At 29.1% G+C, this 20,395-nt stretch carries 21 protein-coding genes; all 21 read right to left on the bottom strand.

Going from position 1 to position 20,395, the window contains the following annotated elements:
* Positions 1-68: 68 nt before the first annotated feature.
* The gene (locus tag GXK56_RS05780) at positions 69-950 is read right to left on the bottom strand and encodes an IS1 family transposase (RefSeq protein WP_160686121.1); all 882 of its coding nucleotides are present in this window, start codon (positions 948-950) and stop codon (positions 69-71) included.
* A 287-nt stretch (positions 951-1,237) separates the two neighbouring features.
* The gene (locus GXK56_RS05775; protein WP_160686119.1) at positions 1,238-2,887 is read right to left on the bottom strand and encodes a putative manganese-dependent inorganic diphosphatase; all 1,650 of its coding nucleotides are present in this window, start codon (positions 2,885-2,887) and stop codon (positions 1,238-1,240) included.
* Positions 2,888-3,112: 225 nt separating this feature from the next.
* Positions 3,113-3,880: a flagellar hook-basal body complex protein gene (locus GXK56_RS05770; RefSeq protein WP_160686117.1), complete on the bottom strand. Its 768-nt coding sequence runs from the start codon at positions 3,878-3,880 to the stop codon at positions 3,113-3,115.
* A gap of 23 nt (positions 3,881-3,903) precedes the next feature.
* Positions 3,904-4,680: a flagellar hook-basal body complex protein gene (locus GXK56_RS05765; RefSeq protein WP_160686115.1), complete on the bottom strand. Its 777-nt coding sequence runs from the start codon at positions 4,678-4,680 to the stop codon at positions 3,904-3,906.
* 194 nt (positions 4,681-4,874) lie between these two features.
* On the bottom strand, positions 4,875-5,570 hold the full coding sequence (locus GXK56_RS05760; RefSeq protein ID WP_160686113.1) for a hypothetical protein: 696 nt from the start codon (positions 5,568-5,570) through the stop codon (positions 4,875-4,877).
* Positions 5,571-5,707: 137 nt separating this feature from the next.
* Positions 5,708-6,436 (bottom strand): FliA/WhiG family RNA polymerase sigma factor, encoded by a 729-nt coding sequence (locus GXK56_RS05755; protein WP_160686111.1) that lies wholly within the window; start codon positions 6,434-6,436, stop codon positions 5,708-5,710.
* A gap of 78 nt (positions 6,437-6,514) precedes the next feature.
* Complete coding sequence (locus GXK56_RS05750; RefSeq protein WP_160686109.1) at positions 6,515-7,156, bottom strand: PilZ domain-containing protein; 642 nt, start codon at positions 7,154-7,156, stop codon at positions 6,515-6,517.
* A gap of 12 nt (positions 7,157-7,168) precedes the next feature.
* Positions 7,169-8,029 (bottom strand): MinD/ParA family protein, encoded by an 861-nt coding sequence (locus GXK56_RS05745; RefSeq protein ID WP_160686107.1) that lies wholly within the window; start codon positions 8,027-8,029, stop codon positions 7,169-7,171.
* The gene (gene flhF, locus GXK56_RS05740) at positions 8,023-9,348 is read right to left on the bottom strand and encodes a flagellar biosynthesis protein FlhF (RefSeq protein ID WP_160686105.1); all 1,326 of its coding nucleotides are present in this window, start codon (positions 9,346-9,348) and stop codon (positions 8,023-8,025) included. The genes GXK56_RS05745 and flhF overlap by 7 nt, the downstream gene beginning before the upstream one ends.
* Positions 9,349-11,415 carry a flagellar biosynthesis protein FlhA gene (gene flhA, locus GXK56_RS05735; RefSeq protein WP_160686103.1) on the bottom strand — a complete coding sequence of 689 codons (2,067 nt, stop codon included), beginning with the start codon at positions 11,413-11,415 and terminating at the stop codon, positions 9,349-9,351.
* A 29-nt stretch (positions 11,416-11,444) separates the two neighbouring features.
* A complete protein-coding gene (locus tag GXK56_RS05730; protein WP_160686101.1) occupies positions 11,445-13,280 on the bottom strand; it encodes a fused FliR family export protein/FlhB family type III secretion system protein in 1,836 nt (611 codons plus the stop codon).
* 16 nt (positions 13,281-13,296) lie between these two features.
* Positions 13,297-13,566: a flagellar biosynthesis protein FliQ gene (gene fliQ, locus GXK56_RS05725; RefSeq protein WP_160686099.1), complete on the bottom strand. Its 270-nt coding sequence runs from the start codon at positions 13,564-13,566 to the stop codon at positions 13,297-13,299.
* Between the two features lie 11 nt (positions 13,567-13,577).
* A complete protein-coding gene (gene fliP / locus GXK56_RS05720) occupies positions 13,578-14,360 on the bottom strand; it encodes a flagellar type III secretion system pore protein FliP (RefSeq protein WP_160686097.1) in 783 nt (260 codons plus the stop codon).
* Positions 14,350-14,748, bottom strand: a complete 399-nt coding sequence (locus GXK56_RS05715) for a flagellar biosynthetic protein FliO (RefSeq protein WP_160686095.1) — start codon at positions 14,746-14,748, stop codon at positions 14,350-14,352. The genes fliP and GXK56_RS05715 overlap by 11 nt, the downstream gene beginning before the upstream one ends.
* Before the next feature lie 9 nt (positions 14,749-14,757).
* Positions 14,758-15,243, bottom strand: a complete 486-nt coding sequence (locus GXK56_RS05710; protein WP_160686093.1) for a flagellar basal body-associated FliL family protein — start codon at positions 15,241-15,243, stop codon at positions 14,758-14,760.
* 74 nt (positions 15,244-15,317) lie between these two features.
* Positions 15,318-15,509 carry a flagellar FlbD family protein gene (locus GXK56_RS05705; protein WP_160686091.1) on the bottom strand — a complete coding sequence of 64 codons (192 nt, stop codon included), beginning with the start codon at positions 15,507-15,509 and terminating at the stop codon, positions 15,318-15,320.
* Positions 15,510-15,772: 263 nt separating this feature from the next.
* Positions 15,773-16,894 (bottom strand): flagellar hook-basal body complex protein, encoded by a 1,122-nt coding sequence (locus GXK56_RS05700; RefSeq protein WP_160686089.1) that lies wholly within the window; start codon positions 16,892-16,894, stop codon positions 15,773-15,775.
* A 201-nt stretch (positions 16,895-17,095) separates the two neighbouring features.
* Complete coding sequence (locus GXK56_RS05695) at positions 17,096-17,491, bottom strand: TIGR02530 family flagellar biosynthesis protein (protein ID WP_160686087.1); 396 nt, start codon at positions 17,489-17,491, stop codon at positions 17,096-17,098.
* Positions 17,492-18,385: a flagellar hook capping FlgD N-terminal domain-containing protein gene (locus GXK56_RS05690; RefSeq protein WP_243156027.1), complete on the bottom strand. Its 894-nt coding sequence runs from the start codon at positions 18,383-18,385 to the stop codon at positions 17,492-17,494.
* A 13-nt stretch (positions 18,386-18,398) separates the two neighbouring features.
* Positions 18,399-19,826 (bottom strand): flagellar hook-length control protein FliK, encoded by a 1,428-nt coding sequence (locus GXK56_RS05685; RefSeq protein WP_160686085.1) that lies wholly within the window; start codon positions 19,824-19,826, stop codon positions 18,399-18,401.
* Positions 19,827-19,906: 80 nt separating this feature from the next.
* Positions 19,907-20,344: a flagellar export protein FliJ gene (gene fliJ, locus GXK56_RS05680; protein WP_160686083.1), complete on the bottom strand. Its 438-nt coding sequence runs from the start codon at positions 20,342-20,344 to the stop codon at positions 19,907-19,909.
* Positions 20,345-20,395 lie beyond the last annotated feature (51 nt).

The following is a 20,395-nucleotide window of genomic DNA, read 5'->3' as shown; positions in this document are numbered from 1 at the left end:
CATTTTTTAGTTAAAGGCATTTTATTTATTTTGATAACAAACGGAACTTATATTAATATTTTTCATTATTATATTTTCAATTGCTGCATTTTAATTTCTTGTGTTTTAATGAATGAATTTTTACGCCATAAATATGATGTTACATCTATATAATCTATCTTCCTATCCAAATTGAACAAAACAAATAGCTGAAGATAACTTTCCAAATATTTAGTAGCAACACCTTTGTATTTACCAATCCATTTTCTCAAATTCACTATAATATATTTTATTCTATTTTCAGGAGAAGTATTAACTTTAGTTTCCAAAGCTTGATTATGTTTTTTGGCTTGTATGCGTATATATCTATCTTCATAAGGGACAATATACGCTTCTTCTTCAATTTTTGAATAAATTTTATTTTTAAATAAATTCCAATCCCAAAAATCAGTAAATGCAGGTATAACTAACATTGAATCTTCATTCCCCTTTGCTGCTACAACCCATATATTTCTTCTTCTCTTTGATCCTATATTTCTATTTCCTTTAAAATTTTCCTTTAATATTGTTTTATTAATATGCACATACCCCTTTAAGGTTTTAGGAATGCTATCACTTTTTAAAACATGTAAAATTTTATGCCTCCAATAAAATGCTGTTGCTAAATTAATGTTTAATTTTTCAGCACAAAATCTTAATGATTTTCTTTTCATCATTAATTCAATAAATTCTATCCATATATTTAAATCTTTCTTTGAATAGCTTAATAAGGAATTGGTAGTTTTTGAAAAACTCTTACCACATTCTTTACATTTATATCTCTGTATACCATTGTAATACCCATATTTAATAAATTTCTTTCCACCACAAATTGAACAGTAATTAATTTTCTTATGTTTATAAACATTATTTTTTGTAAATTCATTTATGTGAAATTTTAATCTCTTTAGCTTTATTTGTTTTCGTATCAAAAAGATTCACCTCAATATATATTATCAGCATTACTTAATTTAACAAAATTATTAACCTTGATTAATTTAAATATTTCATACTTCTTTTTAATACTTGCCACTTAATATAATTCTTAAACATGTTAACAACATTTATTTAAAACAATACTATATACACATAAATTTAATACTAATTACTACTTCTAACCTATATTTATTAGTAATCTCCTATATTTCAACAAAAAAATAAATTAGCAAAATTACTAATTCTAATCTTGCTAATCTATTATTATATAACTTTTATCTAATTAATTTTTAATTGAATTAATAGCATTAGTAAGTGGTGGTATTACTTGCTTCTTTCTTGATAATACTCCTGGTAAAAATGCCATTGAATCTTTTAACTCAACATTAAATGTCTTTTCAACAAAATCATGTCTTTGACCTGCAACTAAAACTTGTGAACCTTCTGTTAAAATGTCAGTTAATAATAACATAACTACATCATAACCTTTATTATCTGCTTCACTTTGCATAAAACTTAACATTTCATCCTTTAATGGCATAAATCCATCAATATCCATAGTATTAACTTGGGCTACACCAACTTTAGCTTCACCAATTGTAAAAGGCTTAAAGTCTTGGTTGAAAATTTGTGAAACAGTCTTTCCTTTTAAAGAAGTTCCTGCTTTAAACATTTGTTTAGCAAAATCTTCTAAGCTTTCAATTCCAGCTATTTCAGCTAACTTTTTACATACAATTTTATCTTGTTCTGTACAAGTTGGACTCTTAAATAATAGAGTGTCTGAAATAATTGCACCACATAATAAGCCAGCTGCTTCTTTAGATGGTGTCATTCCAAGTTCAAAATAACATTTCCCAACTATAGTAGATGAACTTCCAAGAGGTTCATTTCTAAAGAATATTGGATTGCTTGTTTGAATATCGGCAACTCTATGGTGATCTATGATTTCAAGAACTTCTGCTTCTTCTAGCCCATTAACAGATTGACCTCTTTCATTATGATCTACTTGAATAACCTTTTTCTTATGGTTTGAAATAAGATGATATCTTGAAACTGTTCCAATAACTCTTCCATCTTCATCAGTAACAGGATAGCTATTATATCTAGTTTCAGCCATAACATCTTTAATATCTTCAACTAACTCATCTTTTGAAAATGATATTAAATTATCTGTAGCCATAACATGGCTTACAGGTATACTTTGAGTTAATAATCTTGAAGCTACAAAAGAATGATATGGTGTACTTATTACCGTAACTCCATTTTCCTTGGCTTTTGTAATTAAATTTTCTGAAAGAGTATGCGAACCAGTTATTATAATTAGTGATGTTTTCATATCAATTAATGCTTCTTGAGCATCAGGTCTGTCACCTACAAGTGCAATGTCACCTTCTTTAATAAGATCTTTTAAGCTGTCTGGTTTCATTGCAGTAACTGCAATCTTACCTTTAAATACTTTGCAGTTTTCATTTATGTATATACTAGTAGCTGAAAGTGTATCTAATATATTTTCTATTGATGTTTTACTTTTAGCTAATATATTCTCATCTGATATATCCATATATGATGATGTCAGATTTGAAATTGATACAATTCCAACCAATCTTTCATGTCTATCAATAACTGGTAAAGATTTAATATGATTATCTCTCATTATATTCCAAGCTCTTTTTAATGAAATCTCTGGAGCTATTGCTGGAATAGTATCGAATTCTAAATCTTCAACCTTAAGTTTTACTGTTTCTAATAAATCAGGAGCTTTAACTCCAAAATAATCTAAAATAAATTGTGTTTCTGCATTTACATTTCCAAGTCTTACAGGCTTTGTTGGAAGCTTGCTAGTCTTATTTTTAAACTCTGAATACCCATATGCAGCACAAATCGAATCTGAATCAGGATTTTTATGTCCAGTTACATAAACTACATTTTCCAAAATAATTCCTCCTAAAATCTTTCTTTTATATAATACATATTTATTTTACTTATAAATCAAAATAATGTAAAGCGAAAAAGAATTACTAGACGTCTTTAACTTACATTAATACTTAATTAACAACAAATTAAGATCTACATACTTATGAAAAAATGCCTTGTTAAGCAGCTTTACTATTTCTGCTTAACAAGGCTAAATTTATAACCATCAACTTAATATTTTTTGTTATCTCATACTATTTATCATACTCCAAAGGTCATCAGCAGTAGTTATTGCTTTTGAACTTAATTGGAACGCTCTTTGAGTTAATATTAAATCTGAAAAAACTTCTGCTGTATCAACATTTGATGCTTCCAACATACCTTGTACTATATTGTAGTCTTCACTTAGTACTACTTGGGCATCTGAATTAGTAGTAAAATAGTTATCTCCTTGAGGTATAAAGCCTTTATCTCCTATGGCTGTAAAAATAGGTATTGTACCAATATTAACCATATCTTCTCCAACCTTCATAGATATTCCACCAGATTGATCTATTGAAATATCTTTCCCTACCAACGCTGGATTTCCTTCAGAAGCTCCCTCTCCATACTCAATATATACCTTATTTCCGTTTGTATCTACTAAAGTACCATTTGTATCTATCTTGAAATTACCATCTCTAGTATAAACAACATTTCCATCAGACTTCATAATTCCAAAATATCCAGTTCCATCTATTGCTAAATCTGTTTTCCCACCTGTAGGTAAAAGATTTCCTTGTTTATTTCTAGCATAATTAACACCTAGCTTTACACCAGTACCACTAATTGCTGTTTTATCCCTTAAAGGTGTTCCCTTTCTATCTAGTGATTCTGTTAAAAGATCTTTAAACCCTACATCTGTACTTTTATATCCAGTTGTTTGACTGTTAACTAAGTCATTTGAAAGATAGTCAAGCTTTTCTTGATATGCCGTCATACCACTTCTTGCTGTTCCAAATATATTAAACATAATTATTTCCTCCCTTCTCTAGACTATACACGGCCTAATTCAGTTGCAGCTTTTTGAACTGTTTCATCTTGCATTTTTACAAATTTTTGATTTGTTTCAAATTGTCTTTTTATTTCCATAAGCTTTACAAGTTCAGCTGAAGGATCTACATTTGAAGCTTCAATAAAATTTTGCCTTACATTAACTTTAGCATCATATATTGGATTAGCATTTGTTATATAATTATCTCCAAGTGGTTCTAATGATTTATAATCATCATTTTGAAAATCAACTGTTAATAATTTATGAGTATTACCAATTCCATCAATATCAATATTATTTTCTCCATCTAAAGAAAATTTATAATTTCCTATATATATATGCTCTCTAGCCCCTGTTGCAATATTAATACCTAAAACTTCTGATCCATCATTGGTTATTAAATAACCTTGTTGATTTATTTTAAAATTTCCATCTCTTGTATATACTTCTTTATTCCCATTTTGGGCTACAAAGAAACCTCTTCCATCAATTGCAAAATCAGTCATGCTATCGGTAGCTTTGAAACTTCCCTGAGTAAATACATTTTCAACATCATCAACTTTTACTCCAAGATTTAAATTTCCTATATTATTTCTAACATACTTTCCATCTACAAGCTTTTGCCTATTAGATATCATTACATCCTCAAAACTACTCTTTGTAAGTTCACGCTTTTTATATCCTGAATTATTTACATTAGCAATATTATTTGTTGTTACTTCCTGTTCATTTTGTAATGTTATTAAACCAGAAATAGAATTATAAAAGCCTCTTATCATTTAATCCTCTCCTTTTAAAATAGCCTTGCTCTCATTCTCATAAATCATTCCTAAAGCTCTAGCTCTTTCTTCAATTTGGCTATCTGAAAGATTTTCTGTATATTTATATCCAAACATAAATATTACACCTAAAATCAGGCCAATTCCTATACCTAAACAAATTCTTTTATCTAAGAGAAAAGATACACTTTTTTTTACTTTTTGAATAAACCTTTTACTAATAGTACTTCCCCCTTGCTTACAGATAATTCATGACAGATTTGTTCTTCTGTTAAACCTTCTCCTAAAAGTCTTTTAATCCTTGCAGTCTTATTACTATCTACTTTAGCAGAAAAATCAATTTCAGATATAACACCATCGCCTGCCTCAGAATCTAAATTTATTCTTTCATCTGTTTGATAATCAATACTATCTACCTTATCTAAATCCCCATTTTCTAACATGATTTCGTTAGGTTCATTTAAACTAATATCAACTTTACTTTCGTCCATAAGATGACTATTTTCTAAACCTTCTTTATTTTCGTACATCTCTTCACTACTCTTAAGTGTTTGGTCTTCATTATTTTTTAGTAGATCATCATTGTTATTTTGTGATCGATAAGCATTAATATCTTTTAATAAGTGAAAGTTCTCACTTTGTAGTCGGTGTATGTCTTTTTTTATATCAAAAATCTCCTCTTGTAACTCTGTTAAACTTTCTGCTATATCTTTTCTTAGAAGACCCATTTCCATTTTATAATCACTTAATTCTTCTTTTCTATCTTGTAAAACACTTTGAAAAGATAGATTAAAACCATTATCTTCTTGTTTATCTTTTTCCTCTAGCCTAATAGCACGATAATTGTAAACTATTAAAATGATTCCAATTATTAATAATATTACTGGCATAAAACACCTCAAATTCAGTTAACAGTTGACAGTTAAGGACTAATTATTAGGTTAGCTTTCATGTTAGTTGTTTATATGAACACTTTATTACTTTTTCCTTAATTGCATAACTCCGATTTTCAACTGCATATTTAGTATTAATTTATATAATGTAATTTTTTCATACATTCTCTTAAATTTGCTATGGATCTACTGTGGAGCTGACAAACTCTTGATTCTGATACACTTAATATTGCTCCAATTTCTTTTAACGTTAACTTTTCATAATAATAAAGATTTAAAATAGTTCTATCCTTTTCTTTAAGCAAACTTATTGCCTTTTCTAAAACCTCTAATTGCTCTTTATCCTGTAGATAAATATCAGGGCTTGGACTATTTTTATCTTCTATTATTCCAATAAGGTTTACATCTTCATCATCTGAAAATATTACACTTTCTAAAGATACCATTGAAATGTAATTAATATAATTTTCAATTTCAGCTACTTCAGTTAAAGAAATACCTAAAAACTTAGCAATTTCATCGTTAGTTGGCTCTCTTAACAATTCTCCTTGGAGAGTATCAATGGCTTTATTGTATTTATTTAACTTATCCATTGCGCCCTTAGATATTGGTCTATTTTTTCTAAGTTCATCTATCATTGCACCTTTTATCCTTATTGATGCATAAGATGAAAACTTCATGCCTTTAGTACTATCGAACTTATTTAAGGCATCCATAAGCCCAATCATTCCGTAACTAACTAAATCCTCATATTCCATATATTTGTTCTTACCAAACATAACTCTAGAGGCAATATATTTTACAAGTGGAATATATTCTTGTATTATTTGTTCTTTTCTTTCCACTTCATTGACTACGTGCATACCTTATTACCCCCCACCGTAGTTTATATCTATATTATATCCTATATACCATAGGACATTATTTTCAATTAAACTTTTTTATAAATTAGCTCTTTGCCTTCTCATTATTTTAAATAATTCTCTGACTATTAACTCACTTTGGGCTGGTGATATTTCTATAAATCTTAAACCGCATAATTTTTCTTTATCTTCTGTATTTTCAATTCTAACAATATCGCATTTTAATTCTAACTCAACTTCGTTTACCTTCATTTTAACTAGCAGTAAATCATCTTTACTTATATTATCCTTTGCTTTAAGCTTTAAGCCACCTGCACTTAAATCCACCATTAGACCTTTTTTATAAGGTATATTTTCATAATCCTCCTCTTCAACTAATGTGATTTTTTTATAATGAATATCATTAGTTAAATCTACTCTAAAAAAGTTTCTTCTTTGTATTTTTTGTATATCAAAAGGTGGTGATATTTTATAAAATAATATATTACTTTCCTTTCCTCTTAAAATGACTTCTGAATAAAACTTAAAACATCTTCCATCTTCTAAGTAACAAGTCATTTCTATTTTTTCATTGGAATGCAACATTAAATAATTACCATCATTAACAGGTAAATTTATTGTTAAAAAATCTTCATTTATGTCTATCACTAAAGCTTTATAAGCTTTTTCATCTTTGACTACCTCAACTCTGTCATTAATTCTTAACTTAAAATCCTCCACCTTTAAATCCTCCTATGAAAATATATTAAACAGTCGTTTGAACAATCCATGTGCTCCATTAGATGAACTTATTTCCTGCCCTACAAGTTTTGAAGATATATCTTCTATTCCCTTAGCTGCATCGCAATTGGGATATAAAACCATAAACGGTTTTTGCTGTCTTACACTTTGAACTAATTTTTTGTCTTCAAGTATACAACCTAAATATTCAATTTCAATTTTTAAAAATCTGCTAACTGCTCTATCGAATTTATTATAAGTCTCTTGCCCTTCCTCTTTTGAAAAAGCTTTATTAACTATAATTTTTGCCTTATTCTTAAGTTTATAATGATCTGTAGCTTTAATTAAGCTATATCCATCTGTAAGAGAAGTGGGTTCCGGTGTTGTTATTATTATTAACTCCTCTGATGCTGCTATAAAAGATAATACATCTCTATTAACACCAGCTCCCGTGTCCATTAGTATATAATCATATTCATCTAATGTTTCTAACTTACCTAAAAACAACTTTCTTTCTTCTTCTTCTAACTCTTGAGCTTTACTTAAAGCAGATCCTGCTGGAATTAAACTAACTCCATTGGTCCCTTCTATAATTATATCCTTTATTTCTAAATCCGTATATATAATATCAAATATATTATGTTTCGGATATAATCCCATTAATACGTCATCATTTCCCATACCCAAATCGGCATCAAATATCAAAACTTTTTTTCCTTTGTTTTGAAGGGATATAGCTAAATTAACAACAAAATTACTTTTCCCAACTCCACCTTTTCCTGAAGTTACTGTTATAATCTTACTTCCAACATTTTTATTATCCTCTTCTTCATTAACAACTAATTTTCGCAGTGCTTCAGCTTGATCTAGCATATAATTTCCTCCCCTAGAATGAAGTTTGCAACTTCTTCTTTTGTAGGCACCATTATATCATCTGGTACGTTTTGACCTATTGTTATAAAATTGACTGGCTTATTAGCTATTTTAGCTATATTATATAGCGATCCATATACATTAGTTTCATCAAGCTTTGTAATAATAATATTGTCATATTCAAGCTGAGAATATCCCTTTAATATATTCTTAATATCACTATTTTTAGTAGTGGCACTAATTACCATACTTACATGAGTAGGATTTGCTTTTTGAACAAACGCTCTAAGTTCGGAAATCTGCATTGCATTTTTGCAGCTTCTTCCTGTAGTATCTATAAGAACTACATCACAATCCTTCATAGTATCTATAGCTTCTTCCATTTCCTTCATTGTAATAACTACCTGAAACGGAATGTTCATTATTTCTGCATAAGTTTTTAACTGCTCTATAGCACCAATTCTATATGTGTCAACCGTTATTAGTCCAACTTTCTTTTTTTCAATAAGAGCAAGTCTTCCAGCTAGTTTTGCTATTGTAGTAGTTTTACCTACACCTGTTGGTCCAACTAATACCACACGTCCATCTAAACTTTTTCTAGAAATTAGAATATCTTTTTCAAAAATATCCCTTAATACTTCTTTTTCATCACATTCGTCATTAGAATTATCTTTTACTGATTGTATTATTTCATCTTGAAAATCTTCATCAATTTCCAAAGTTCTTAGTTTTTCTTTTAAAATTTCTGCTGAAGGTTCTTCAACTGAATTATTTTTTATAACATTACTTAAAAGATTTTTTAATTCACTAACTTCTTTATGAATTGCTTCAATATTATTTCCATCTGAATTATCACTTTTATCTTTGATAATTATAGTTTCCTTAATATTATCTTCTAATTTAATATCATAATTTTCTATTTGTTTATTTACTTCAGCTTTTTCTTTTTCAACCTTAGCATTATGTTCTAATATTCTACTATCTATTGTATCAAGCTTTTCTGTTTTATTAGGTTTAGCTATACTTTCCTTTGCTAATACTTCATCTTGCATTAATCTCTTAATACTTTCTAAAGAGCTTTGAAAATCTTCGTCTTTTTTAGAATAGCTTACTTCCTTATTAGAAAAATTATTTTTTGCTTGATTAGTTGAATTTTCAACTGCTGCTGTAACTTCAATCACCTTTTTTGAAAAAAAGCCTTTTAATCCTGGTTTTCTTACTTTTCTTTGACTTATTATAATAGCATCTTTTCCTAGTTCATACCTAATACGAGTCAAACCTTCATTCATGTTTTTGACAAGATATTTTTTCATTATCATCTATATTCCTATGACTCCTTCACTATTAATTTGAACATCATTTGGTACTTCATTTAAAGAAATTACCATAATATGAGGAAATACCATTTCTATTAATTTTCGAAATACAGGTCTTATATTTGGGGAAACCAATATAAGTGGCTGATTATTATAAAAATAAACTGATTCTACAGTATTTTTTATACCTGTAAGTATTCTAGTAGTAGTATCTGGATCTACCGTTGGGAATGATCCTTGTACAGATTTTTGAGTATTATTTGCTATTATTTCTTCTATTTCAGGATCTAAAGTTACAACTGTAATTGTTCTATTTTCATCAACAATTTGATTACAAATTGTTCTTGCTAATGCAAATCTAACATATTCAGTTAATACTTCCAAATCTCTAGTATTTTTAGAATTATCCGCTAAGGATTCTAGTATAGTAACAATATCCTTTATCGGCACTTTTTCCCTAAGTAAATTTTGCAATATCTTTTGAAGTTCTCCAATAGATAATAAATCTGGAATAAGTTCTTCAACAACTGCACTATATTTTTCTTTAGCGTTTTCCACAATAAGTTTAACTTCTTCTCTTCCAAGTAATTCATATGAATGGCTTTTAATTGTTTCGGTCAAATGTGTTACCATAACAGTTGTTGGATCAACTACTGTTAACCCTTTAATTTCAGCTTCTTCCCTTTGATCTTTATTTATCCATACTGCTGGAAGTCCAAAAGTTGGCTCTATTGTTTTAATTCCAGGCATATCTGAATTTTCTCCAGTTGGATCCATGCAAAGGAGCATGCTTGGCATTAATTCAGAAGAAACCACCATAGTTCCTCTAATCTTAATTATATATTCATTAGTTTTTAATTGAAGATTATCTCTAATCCTTATAGGTTGAACAACTATTCCCATTTCAATAGCACATTGTCTTCTAACAGATGCAATTCTTTGAAGCAAATCTCCACCTGAAGCTTCATCTGCAAGTGGAATAAGACCATATCCTATTTCTACTTCCATAGGCTCTACAGAAATTAAATTCATAACATTTTCAGGCTCTTTACGCTCTGCTTGGATTATTTCCTCTTCTTCCGATACATATTCCATAGCTTCTTTTTCTGCTGCATCTTTATAAAGTACATAAGTTAATGCTCCTGTAGCAATTGAAGCCACAAAAAACGGTATCTTAGGCATTCCTGGTATAATACCTACAAACAACATTAATGCACTTGCAATTCCAGTTGCTATTGGAAATGCAGTTAATTGTTTAGATAAAGTTTTTCCTAAGTTATCAGAGCTTCCTGAACGCGTAACTAAAATACCTGATGCTGTAGATATTAAAAGAGCAGGAACCTGACTGACAAGTCCATCACCTACACTTAAAATAGTATATATTTGAGCCGCTTGAGCCGCTGTCATATTTTTTCCAATAACACCTATTATAATTCCACCTATTATATTAATAACAGTAATAATTATACCCGCAATAGCATCTCCTTTAACAAATTTAGATGCACCATCCATAGACCCATAAAAATCTGCTTCTGATTGAAGATCTTGTCTTCTTTTTCTTGCTGTTGCATCATCAATCATTCCTGAATTTAAATCAGCATCTATACTCATTTGTTTACCTGGCATAGCATCAAGAGTAAATCTTGCTGATACTTCGGCAACTCTTCCCGCACCATTGGTAATAACCATAAATTGTATTACTACTATAATCAAAAATATTATAATACCAACAACATAATTCCCTCTTACAACGAAATTACCAAAAGCTGTGATTATAGTCCCTGCATCTGCTTCTGTAAGTATTAATCTAGTTGACGATATATTAAGCGCCAACCTAAATAATGTTGTAACAAGCAACAAAGTAGGGAATACTGAAAGCTGTAATACATTCGTAGTAAACATTGTGATTAAAATTATAACTATAGAAATTGTTAAGTTTAAGGCCAAAAGTAAATCCACTAATTCCTTAGGTAATGGTATTATTATCATAAGAACTATTGTTATAACTCCAAATGCCACTATTACATCCAAATTATCTTTTATATTTAGCCTTTTATTCCCAAATTCCAAAACTTAATCCTCCCCTTTTATAAATGTAACTATTTCTTTTTTAGCTTCATGACTACTGCTAAAATTTCTGCGACCCCTTGGTATAAGTCTTGAGGTATATCTTCATCTATTTCTACTCTTTCATACATTATTCTTGCAAGAGGCTTATTTTCAATAATCGGAACATCATGTTCTTTTGCCATATTTTTAATTTTGAAAGCAATATAATCAGCACCTTTAGCTACAACTTTTGGTGCTTCCATATTACCTCCTTCTTCATATTTTAAAGCAATTGCTAAATGAGTAGGGTTTGTAATTACAACTGTAGCATCTGCCACAGACTGCATCATTCTCTTCATACCGATTTCTCTTTGCTTTTGCTTAATTTTCCCTTTTATCTGCGGATCTCCTTCTGATTGTTTGTATTCATCTTTTACTTCCTGTTTTGTCATTTTCATTTCTTTATTATGCATTCTTACTTGAAGAAAATAATCAATTGCTGCAATAATAACAAGAACTATACATATCTTTTTAAAAATACCTAATACTAAATTTTTTACTTCTAATTCTAATGATGGTAAGTATAAATTTGAAATACCTAAAATATTTTGATAATTATCCACCATATAATTATATGCTAGATATGATACTATACTTATTACTACAATATTCTTAGATAAATCAACTAAACTTCTTTTAGAAAACATATTTTTCATTCCTGTTAAAGGGTTCAATTTGCCAAAAGAAGGCTTTAATGGCTCCTTGGTAAATAAGAAACCTGTTTGAAGTAAGCTAGAAACTATTCCTCCTAACATTATAGGCAATGCAAAAGGTAAAATCAATCCTGCTATTTTTAGCACAACTGTAACTACTATATTAAAAAGAGTTTTTTCTTGGCTTAAATCATCAAGCATAGGAAATTTAAAAAAATAAATTATATTTTCTTTAAATCCATTGGTTAAGGTTCCCCATAATATTGAAATAAGCATTGTACAAACCAGCATTGTAATTGCAACTGATACATCTTTACTTCTTGCTATCTGACCCTTATTTCTAGACTCTGATTTTTTCTTTGGAGTTGCTTCTTCAGTTTTATCATCACTAGCAAATACTAATGCTAATGGGATTAACTTAACTATTTCCCGGAAAATATCAGGTATATTAAATAAAGCCGTACCTATTATTTTAAGCATTAATGGCATTACTATTATAAATGTAACTAATCCAAGTATATTTTTAATTGGCATACCAAAAATCATAATTGGTATTGTAGGTACTGTCCTTGAAATCAAACCTAAACATACATCTGTTATCACTAATATTAATACAAGTGGTATTGCTATTTTAACACCTAATGTAAAATATGCGAAAATAGTCTGAATAACTCCCATTAAAGTTTCTTGATAAACTATGGTTTTTCCAATTGGAACTATACCTATACTTTCAACTAGCATTTTAATAATCATATGATGACCATCAACTATAAAAAAGAAAACTAATCCAATAAAATAGGAAAAGTTTCCAAGTAAAGTTGATGTTGTTTCACTAGTTGGGTCTAGTATTGAAACCATAGAAAACCCTGCATGAATATCCATCCATGCTCCAGCAAATCTTAATACTTGAAAAACTAAATTTGTTATATATCCGAGTATTAATCCAGTCATTATTTCACTAATTGCATAAAAAGCTAATATATATCCACTATTAATAGAATTTAATGTAGAATAATCTATTCCAGCTAAAATTCCAAAAGAAAGTATTAGCGAAAACACTCCCTGCATCACTTGAGGAGTCCCTGCTGGGAAAAACACTCCAACAGCTATAAAATATGAAGTTATTCGTAAAAATATTAAAAATAATGCAAGAAAGTAGGCTGTATCTACCACTATGCCCTACCCCCTCTTATGTATTAATTCTTGAAATCATATCAAATATTCTATTTGTAAATGATATAATTGTCTGAAGCATCCAACTCCCCAATAATATTCCAACAACGGCGGCAGCTATTAATTTAGGAACAAATGTTAATGTTTGCTCTTGTATTTGCGTCGTTGCCTGAAATATACTTATTAATAGACCTAATACAAGAACTGTTATCAATATAGGCGCCGATACCTTTGCTGCTGTTATTATAGTATCTTTAACTACAGCATTAAGCATAGTTTGCGTCATAACATTTCACCTCACATAAAACTCTTTATTAATGATTGAGTTAATAAATACCATCCATCTACCATTACAAATACAATTAATTTAAATGGCAGAGATACCATTGTTGGTGGTAACATGAACATACCCATTGACATTAAAACACTTGCTATTACCATATCTATTACAATAAACGGTAAATATATTAAAAATCCTATTTCAAAGGCTGTCTTTAATTCACTTATTGCAAATGCTGGAATTAAAGTAGTCATTGGAATTTCTGTTTCTTCTTTTAAATTAGTAGTATCGAGTTTACTAACCTCAATAAATAACTTTAAATCTTTTTTTGTAGTCTGTGCAAGCATAAAAGTTTTTAATGGCTTAGAAACCTCTGTAATGGCCTGTTCCTGAGTAATTTTATTCTCTAAATATGGTTGAATTCCATTAGTGTTCATTTGGTTATAAACAGGTGCCATAATAAATAAAGTCAAGAATATAGCCAATCCTGTTAAGATTTGGTTAGGAACTGCTTGTTGTACTCCCATTGCACTTTTTAAAAATGAAAATACTACTACAATTCTTGTGAAAGATGTCATCATTATTACTATTGATGGCAATAATGATATAATTGTAAAAAATATTAATAATTTAATACTTGATGCATAGTCTTGCGGTGTATTGCCCTTATCTCCAAGGGATATATTAAGTTGTGGTAAATCAGTATTACTAGGTGCAGCATATGCATTTATAGTGCAAAACATCATAATTCCAAGAAGCATCATGAGTGTAACTGCAATTCTTTTCTTCTTATTTTTCATTTTTATCTTCCTTTGAGCGTATATTATTTACTATCTTAGAAAAATTTTTTCTTGATTTGATCATTAAATTCTTGTAATTTTCAGTTATTTCTTCTGCTGCTTTTTTCTTATCTTCTTCAATAAGATTAATTTCCTCTTCAGACAACTCTGATAACTTCCCCATATTTCCTGTAGAACTAGTCATTACATATCCCTTTTTACCAATCTTAACCACTAATATAGTATTCTCCTTTGATACTTGCACACGTTCAATAACTTTAACATATTTACTATTATTAATATAATTTACCTTTTTTCCCATAAATTTAAATGTCAAAAACATTAAACCTAATGTGACTCCCAATGCTAAAATTAATTGTAGAAACATTCCAAAAAAATTAAAATCCATCTTTTCACCTTACTGAATTATCATGCTTTTAAATCTAATATCAGTAATTTTACCCTTTGTTAAATCCTTATTAATAGAATCCATTAGCTGCTTTTTCATAGCCTCAGTATTTTCTACATTATTTATATAATCTGCTTTTTGACTTTTAAAGTAAAAAATAATATCATCTCTTATTACTACTTCTTTACCTTTTAACTCCTCAGCTAACTTGTCTTTAGTTTTATCATAACCTATAGATATTTCCCCTTTAAAATATCTTTTTCCACCATCATCAGCTAAATTAACCGTAAATTCTTTTAATTCCATATAAGTATTTTCAATAATAACTTCTTGAGCATCTATTGTATTTTTGGTTTTCATAAATAAATACACTCCACCAAAAACAGCTCCTCCCAATACTAAAAGTCCTAAAATAAATAAAATTATTAATACCCCTTTATTAGATTTAGGCGTACTTTCCCCGTTTTCATTTGCCTTTTTCTTCCCAAAAGCCATAAGTTTCACTCCTCACTATTTGCAACAATCAAAATGTTAATATTTGTATTTTATATTTTTAAAGTTTCTACTCACTACACTTTGTAGGTAAATATTTTGTTTTTATACCGTATAACTTCACTTCTAACTTCTTCTATACTTTCTAAAACTATGTATTTTCTACCATTTGTTAAAGTAATTATAGTTTCTGGAACTTCTTCTATTTTTTCAATATGATCTGCATTTAATATGAATTTTTCATGATTCATTCCTGTTACGTCTATCATAAATTTTCACCCCTCATTTTTATTCTCTTTAATCAATGTACAGTTCACAATACACAAGTTCCTATTGTGTATTCTGCATTATCCATTAAATTTTTAAATAATCATTTATAACTTACTGAATAAATATTATTAAGTAAGAAGTAAGAGTGAATAAGTAATAGTTAAGGATGAAATAGCAAAGCTATTTCTAAAATAAATTCGAGAAATGCCTTGCATTTCTTACCTTAACTATTCACTCTTGCCTATTACTTCTTACCTATAAATTATCTCATTAATCCAGTAATAGTTTGAAGAATTTCATCTCCAGTAGTAATCATCTTAGATGCTGCTTGGAAACTTCTAGTTGCTGTAATCATATCAGTAAATTGTTCTGTTAAATCTACATTTGATCCTTCAAGGCAACCTTGAATACAGTCTCCATATCCTTTACTATTGTCATCAATAGCAGTATCTAATGTTCCATCAGTTTTCATTTGAACATTTACTCCACTTCTAACTATTGGTTCTCCTGAATTTGATGATACGTTCAAATAGTTACCACCTACAGAAACTAAACCTTCTGGATTTTTAAAACTTGCCATTGCAATTTGACCAAGAACAGTTCTACTTCCATCTCCTAAAACTGCTGTAATCAAACCATCTGAGCCTATTTCAAACTTCTTAACTGGTTGAGTTGTTTTTGTATCCTTTGTCGCATCTTTTATTTTACCACTAACTGCCACTTCTTTTTTTACATAATCAGGAATTTTCAATGGTTGTAATACGTCTCCTGTTACTCTTAATGCAGATTTTTTACTAGTCTTCCCCATCCCATCAGCATTAACAAACAAAGCTTCTCCTGTTTCATCTATACTAGTTGCTGCAGATTTTACTGTTGAATCATCCTCATCAGCATCGCCTTTTACTAAATATCCCATAACTCTATATCCATCTGCTGTTAATAAATTTCCTTCTTTATCCAATGTTAAATTTCCATCCCTTGTATAAAGAATTTCCATATCTCCACCAGCAATTTTATGATCAGCAGTTAAAGTAGTACCCTTACCTGTTGTATAATCCGCGATTCCTTTACCTACCATGAAATACCCATCACCATCAACACAAACGTCAAGAGATCTCCCTGTTGATAATGCATTTCCTTGACCCATAACTTTATTTATGCTTGATAATTGAGCACCTAGACCAACTTGTTTTGCATTAGTTCCACCTTTTGCAGATGTAGGAGCCGTTGCTTCTCCTGCATTTTGATATAACATATCTTTAAATCTTGCTGAAGAAGCTTTAAAGCTAGTAGTACTTACATTTGCTATATTATTACCTATAACATCTAATTTCGTTTGATTAGCTCTCATTCCGCTTATTCCAGAATACATGCATCTTAACATAAACGTTCCTCCATATTTCAATTTTTTTCAACTTGCTTCTGTCGTTCCACAAGTCTAGCCCCCGCAAATCAGTTAAAAATTATCAGTTACGAGTTAACAATTGTGGATGAAATGCTTATAGCATTTCTTTTAAATTCCTTTAGGAATTTTTTCCTCAACTATTACTTGTTAACTGTTAACTGTTAACTGTCCTAAGTCCAGCTATAATATTACTACACTATCAATATTCGTAAATACATTATCCTTTGCTCTTTCTTTTTCAACTGCTGTTATTATTGTTTTATTTTCAACACTTGCTATAAGAGCAACATCTTTATATAACATAACTGTATTTCTAGAATTCTTATCTTTTGCAATTTCAAACCCTTTTTCTATTTGTTTCATATCATCTTGTGTAAAATTAATTTCTTTTAATCTCAAAGCTGCATGTTTAGATACTGTAAAACCATCATCTTTTTTGACAACATTATCCAAAACCTGTTGGAAGTTGGCTTTTGTATTAAAATCATTTCTTCTACCTGCTCTATTTTCTGCAACAATATTCTGCCCTATATTTCCTACAGAATATATTTGTCCGTTAACAATTCTATAGCTCATCTATGTTTGAGCCTTTACATCTGATTTCTGAAGAGCTGCAGCTTTTTCTGCTTCTTCTTTGGCTTTAGCTTCCTCAGCTGCTTTAGCCTTTTCTAATTCTTCTTGGGACTTTTTAAATGTTTCTATTGTTGCATTCATTTCATCTTCTGTTAAATCTCCTGCACTTACTATATCCCCATAGTTATATGTCTTAGTAGTTGCCTTTCCATCAGCATCTGTTGCTTGAACCTTTATTTTTACAACAGGAGTTGTCGTCGTATCTATATATGCACCTATTACTTTACCTTTTGTAATAAAAAGCTTTTTATTTTCATCTTGGTCAGCAACTAAAACATTTTGATTTTTACTAGCTAGACTTGATGCTGCTATAAAATCTGAGTTAAGTGCAGTTCTACTATTAGCAGTTAAATTATAGTCATTTCCTTCTGTAGCTCCTATTATATTTTTAGATTCAACCTCTACTGGCTTTCCATTAATAATAACAGAATAATACGTATTTCCTGACTTTCTAAGAACTTTAGAAACTGTTCCTGTAACATATGCACCTTTATCATCTTTTTCATTAAGTATGACTTCTTTCCCTAGCATATTTTGATGTGCATAATCTGACATAGTTGTATTTAAATTAGCCATTTGTTCCATTGATGCAAATTGAGCCATTTGACTAACATATGCAGAAGAATCTTGATTTTGAGTAGGATCCATATGACTTAACTGAGCTGATAAAATCTTTAAAAAAGAATTTTTATCAAATTCAGTATTTGATTTTCTAATAGGTGTTCCTCTCCTAGTTGTTGGATTTCCAATGGCTTCAGCTGCTTTTGCATTTCTCTCTGCTGCTTTTGCATCAGCAGCACTTACATATTTAGGATTCATTTGCATTTCTATAGCCATATATTTTCACCTCCTATGCAAAAAATTCTATATTATTGTTATTAGAAACAATAATATTATCATTTAACTCTTCTTCTGTAGTAATTGCATTACTTATAGTATTACTTTTGCTACTACCATTTCTTCCTTGCTCTTCTGAAAGCTGTCTTCCAAAGCCTTGTTCACTAAAGAAAGTTGTATCCTCTTGATATAATTCAATATTAACATCTGCTATTTTTATATTTTGTTCTGTTAATTGTTTCTTTATTTCAGCTAAATTTTGCGAAAGTATTGCAGTGGCTTCTTTTGAATTTGCTTTTAAATTTGCTTTCATTACTCCATCTTCTTGAATTAACTTTATAGTTATTTCACCTAAGTTTCCTGGATTAACTTTCACTGTTAATTCCTTCATTGCATTGGTACTCATAAATTTAACATCTCTTATTAAATCATTTGTGAAAGTAGCCTTATTTATTGTAAGACCTCTAACAGTATCTCCAGGTTGATTTTGAATAACTTGGCTTCTTGAAGCAAATAAATTGATTTTATTTAAAGAATCATCTTTTTTATCATCTAACAAAGAATTTAAAAATTTATCTTCCTTAGAAACTTCTTTATTATTTTTAACATTTTCTGAAGAACTGTTATTTTTTTCGCTTCCAAGTGAACCTTCATTATTATCTTGAGAATATTTTTTGCCTAACATATCTTCAAGAGTTAAAACTTTTGTATTTTGATTTTGTTTATTCTCTAAAATATTAGAAACTTCTGTCAATAAATTTTTCATGCTGCTCTTAATGCCTTTTGTAGCTTCTGTATTATCTCCTGCTAAATTAGCACTTAACTTACTTAAAATTTCTTTAATTGATTTTAAAGAATCATTATCTAATGCATTTTTAACAGAATCCTTTTTCATAAGCTCAATTAACTTTTCCATAATACTGTCAACATTACTTGCTGAAGCCTTAGTTTCATTAATCTTGTCAAGCATATTTTTTAAAGTTTCTTGATTAATTTCTCCATCTAATTTTAAATTTTTATCTTTAATATCGAATTGAGAAATTAAATTTAACAATTGAGTTAATATATCTTCAACTTTTTCTTTAGTATCAGTACTTCCACTCTTTTCTTCTAATTCTTTAAGTTCTTTCTTCAACTCTTCAATTTTAGAAATATTATCTTTTTCTGATACATTATCATTTTTTACCAAGGTGTTATCATTTTTTACCAAGGTGTTATCATTTTTTTCTGCTTTTTCAATCTTATTACCATCTTTATAGCTAGATTTTGAGTTCAACACCTCTTTGAAGTCTTCACCTTTAGTTTTTGAAGAAACTTTATAATTATCTGTCTTATAAACTACAGATGTAACTTTATCTGCAAGATTTGCATTCGGAGTTTTTGTCAAAAAATCTACACTTCCAGATTGTGAACTAGCTAATGTATTTGTAGATGTTCCCATTATTTTCACCTCCCTTCAAGTCCTATAATTTAAATTTCGAATATTTATACAGCAACTTTATTAGCTGCTGATAATTTCTTTTATCTGTCTTTATTTCTTACATATGCATAAAGTGCTAATTCATCAAGATTTATCTGTTCAACTCTATCTTGCTCTTTTACATAAGCATCAAATTTCTTATCTTTTAAGGTTTGAACAGTTTTTCTTTCCATTTGTTTTACCATTAAATCTCTTCTTCGCCTATCAACTTCTTGATTTTTTATAGCTAAATCTTTTTCACTAGATTCTATTCCATTTTGAACTCCTTGAATATAATATCTCTTCAATTTTTGATATACTATATCTTCATTGGGTGAAATACCTTTATACTTATTATAATTCCTATTAAGTTCTTCTAATTTTTCTTCTACTTTTCTTTTTTCACGCTGACTTTCTGTAAATAGTCTTTCACTTTCTTCTTCTTTGGCTTTTCTAATTTCAAGAAGCTTATCCAAACCAAATTTAAACTTTTTAGCCAAAAAATCACCACCTTAGTCCAGTTAACAATTATTGACAAAATCCCTATGGGA

The sequence above is a fragment of the Clostridium sp. C2-6-12 genome, assembly GCF_009928485.1.
GTDB lineage: Bacteria > Bacillota > Clostridia > Clostridiales > Clostridiaceae > Clostridium.
The sequence above is the reverse complement of the archived record's forward strand: the minus strand, read 5'-3'. Positions and strand labels throughout refer to the sequence as shown.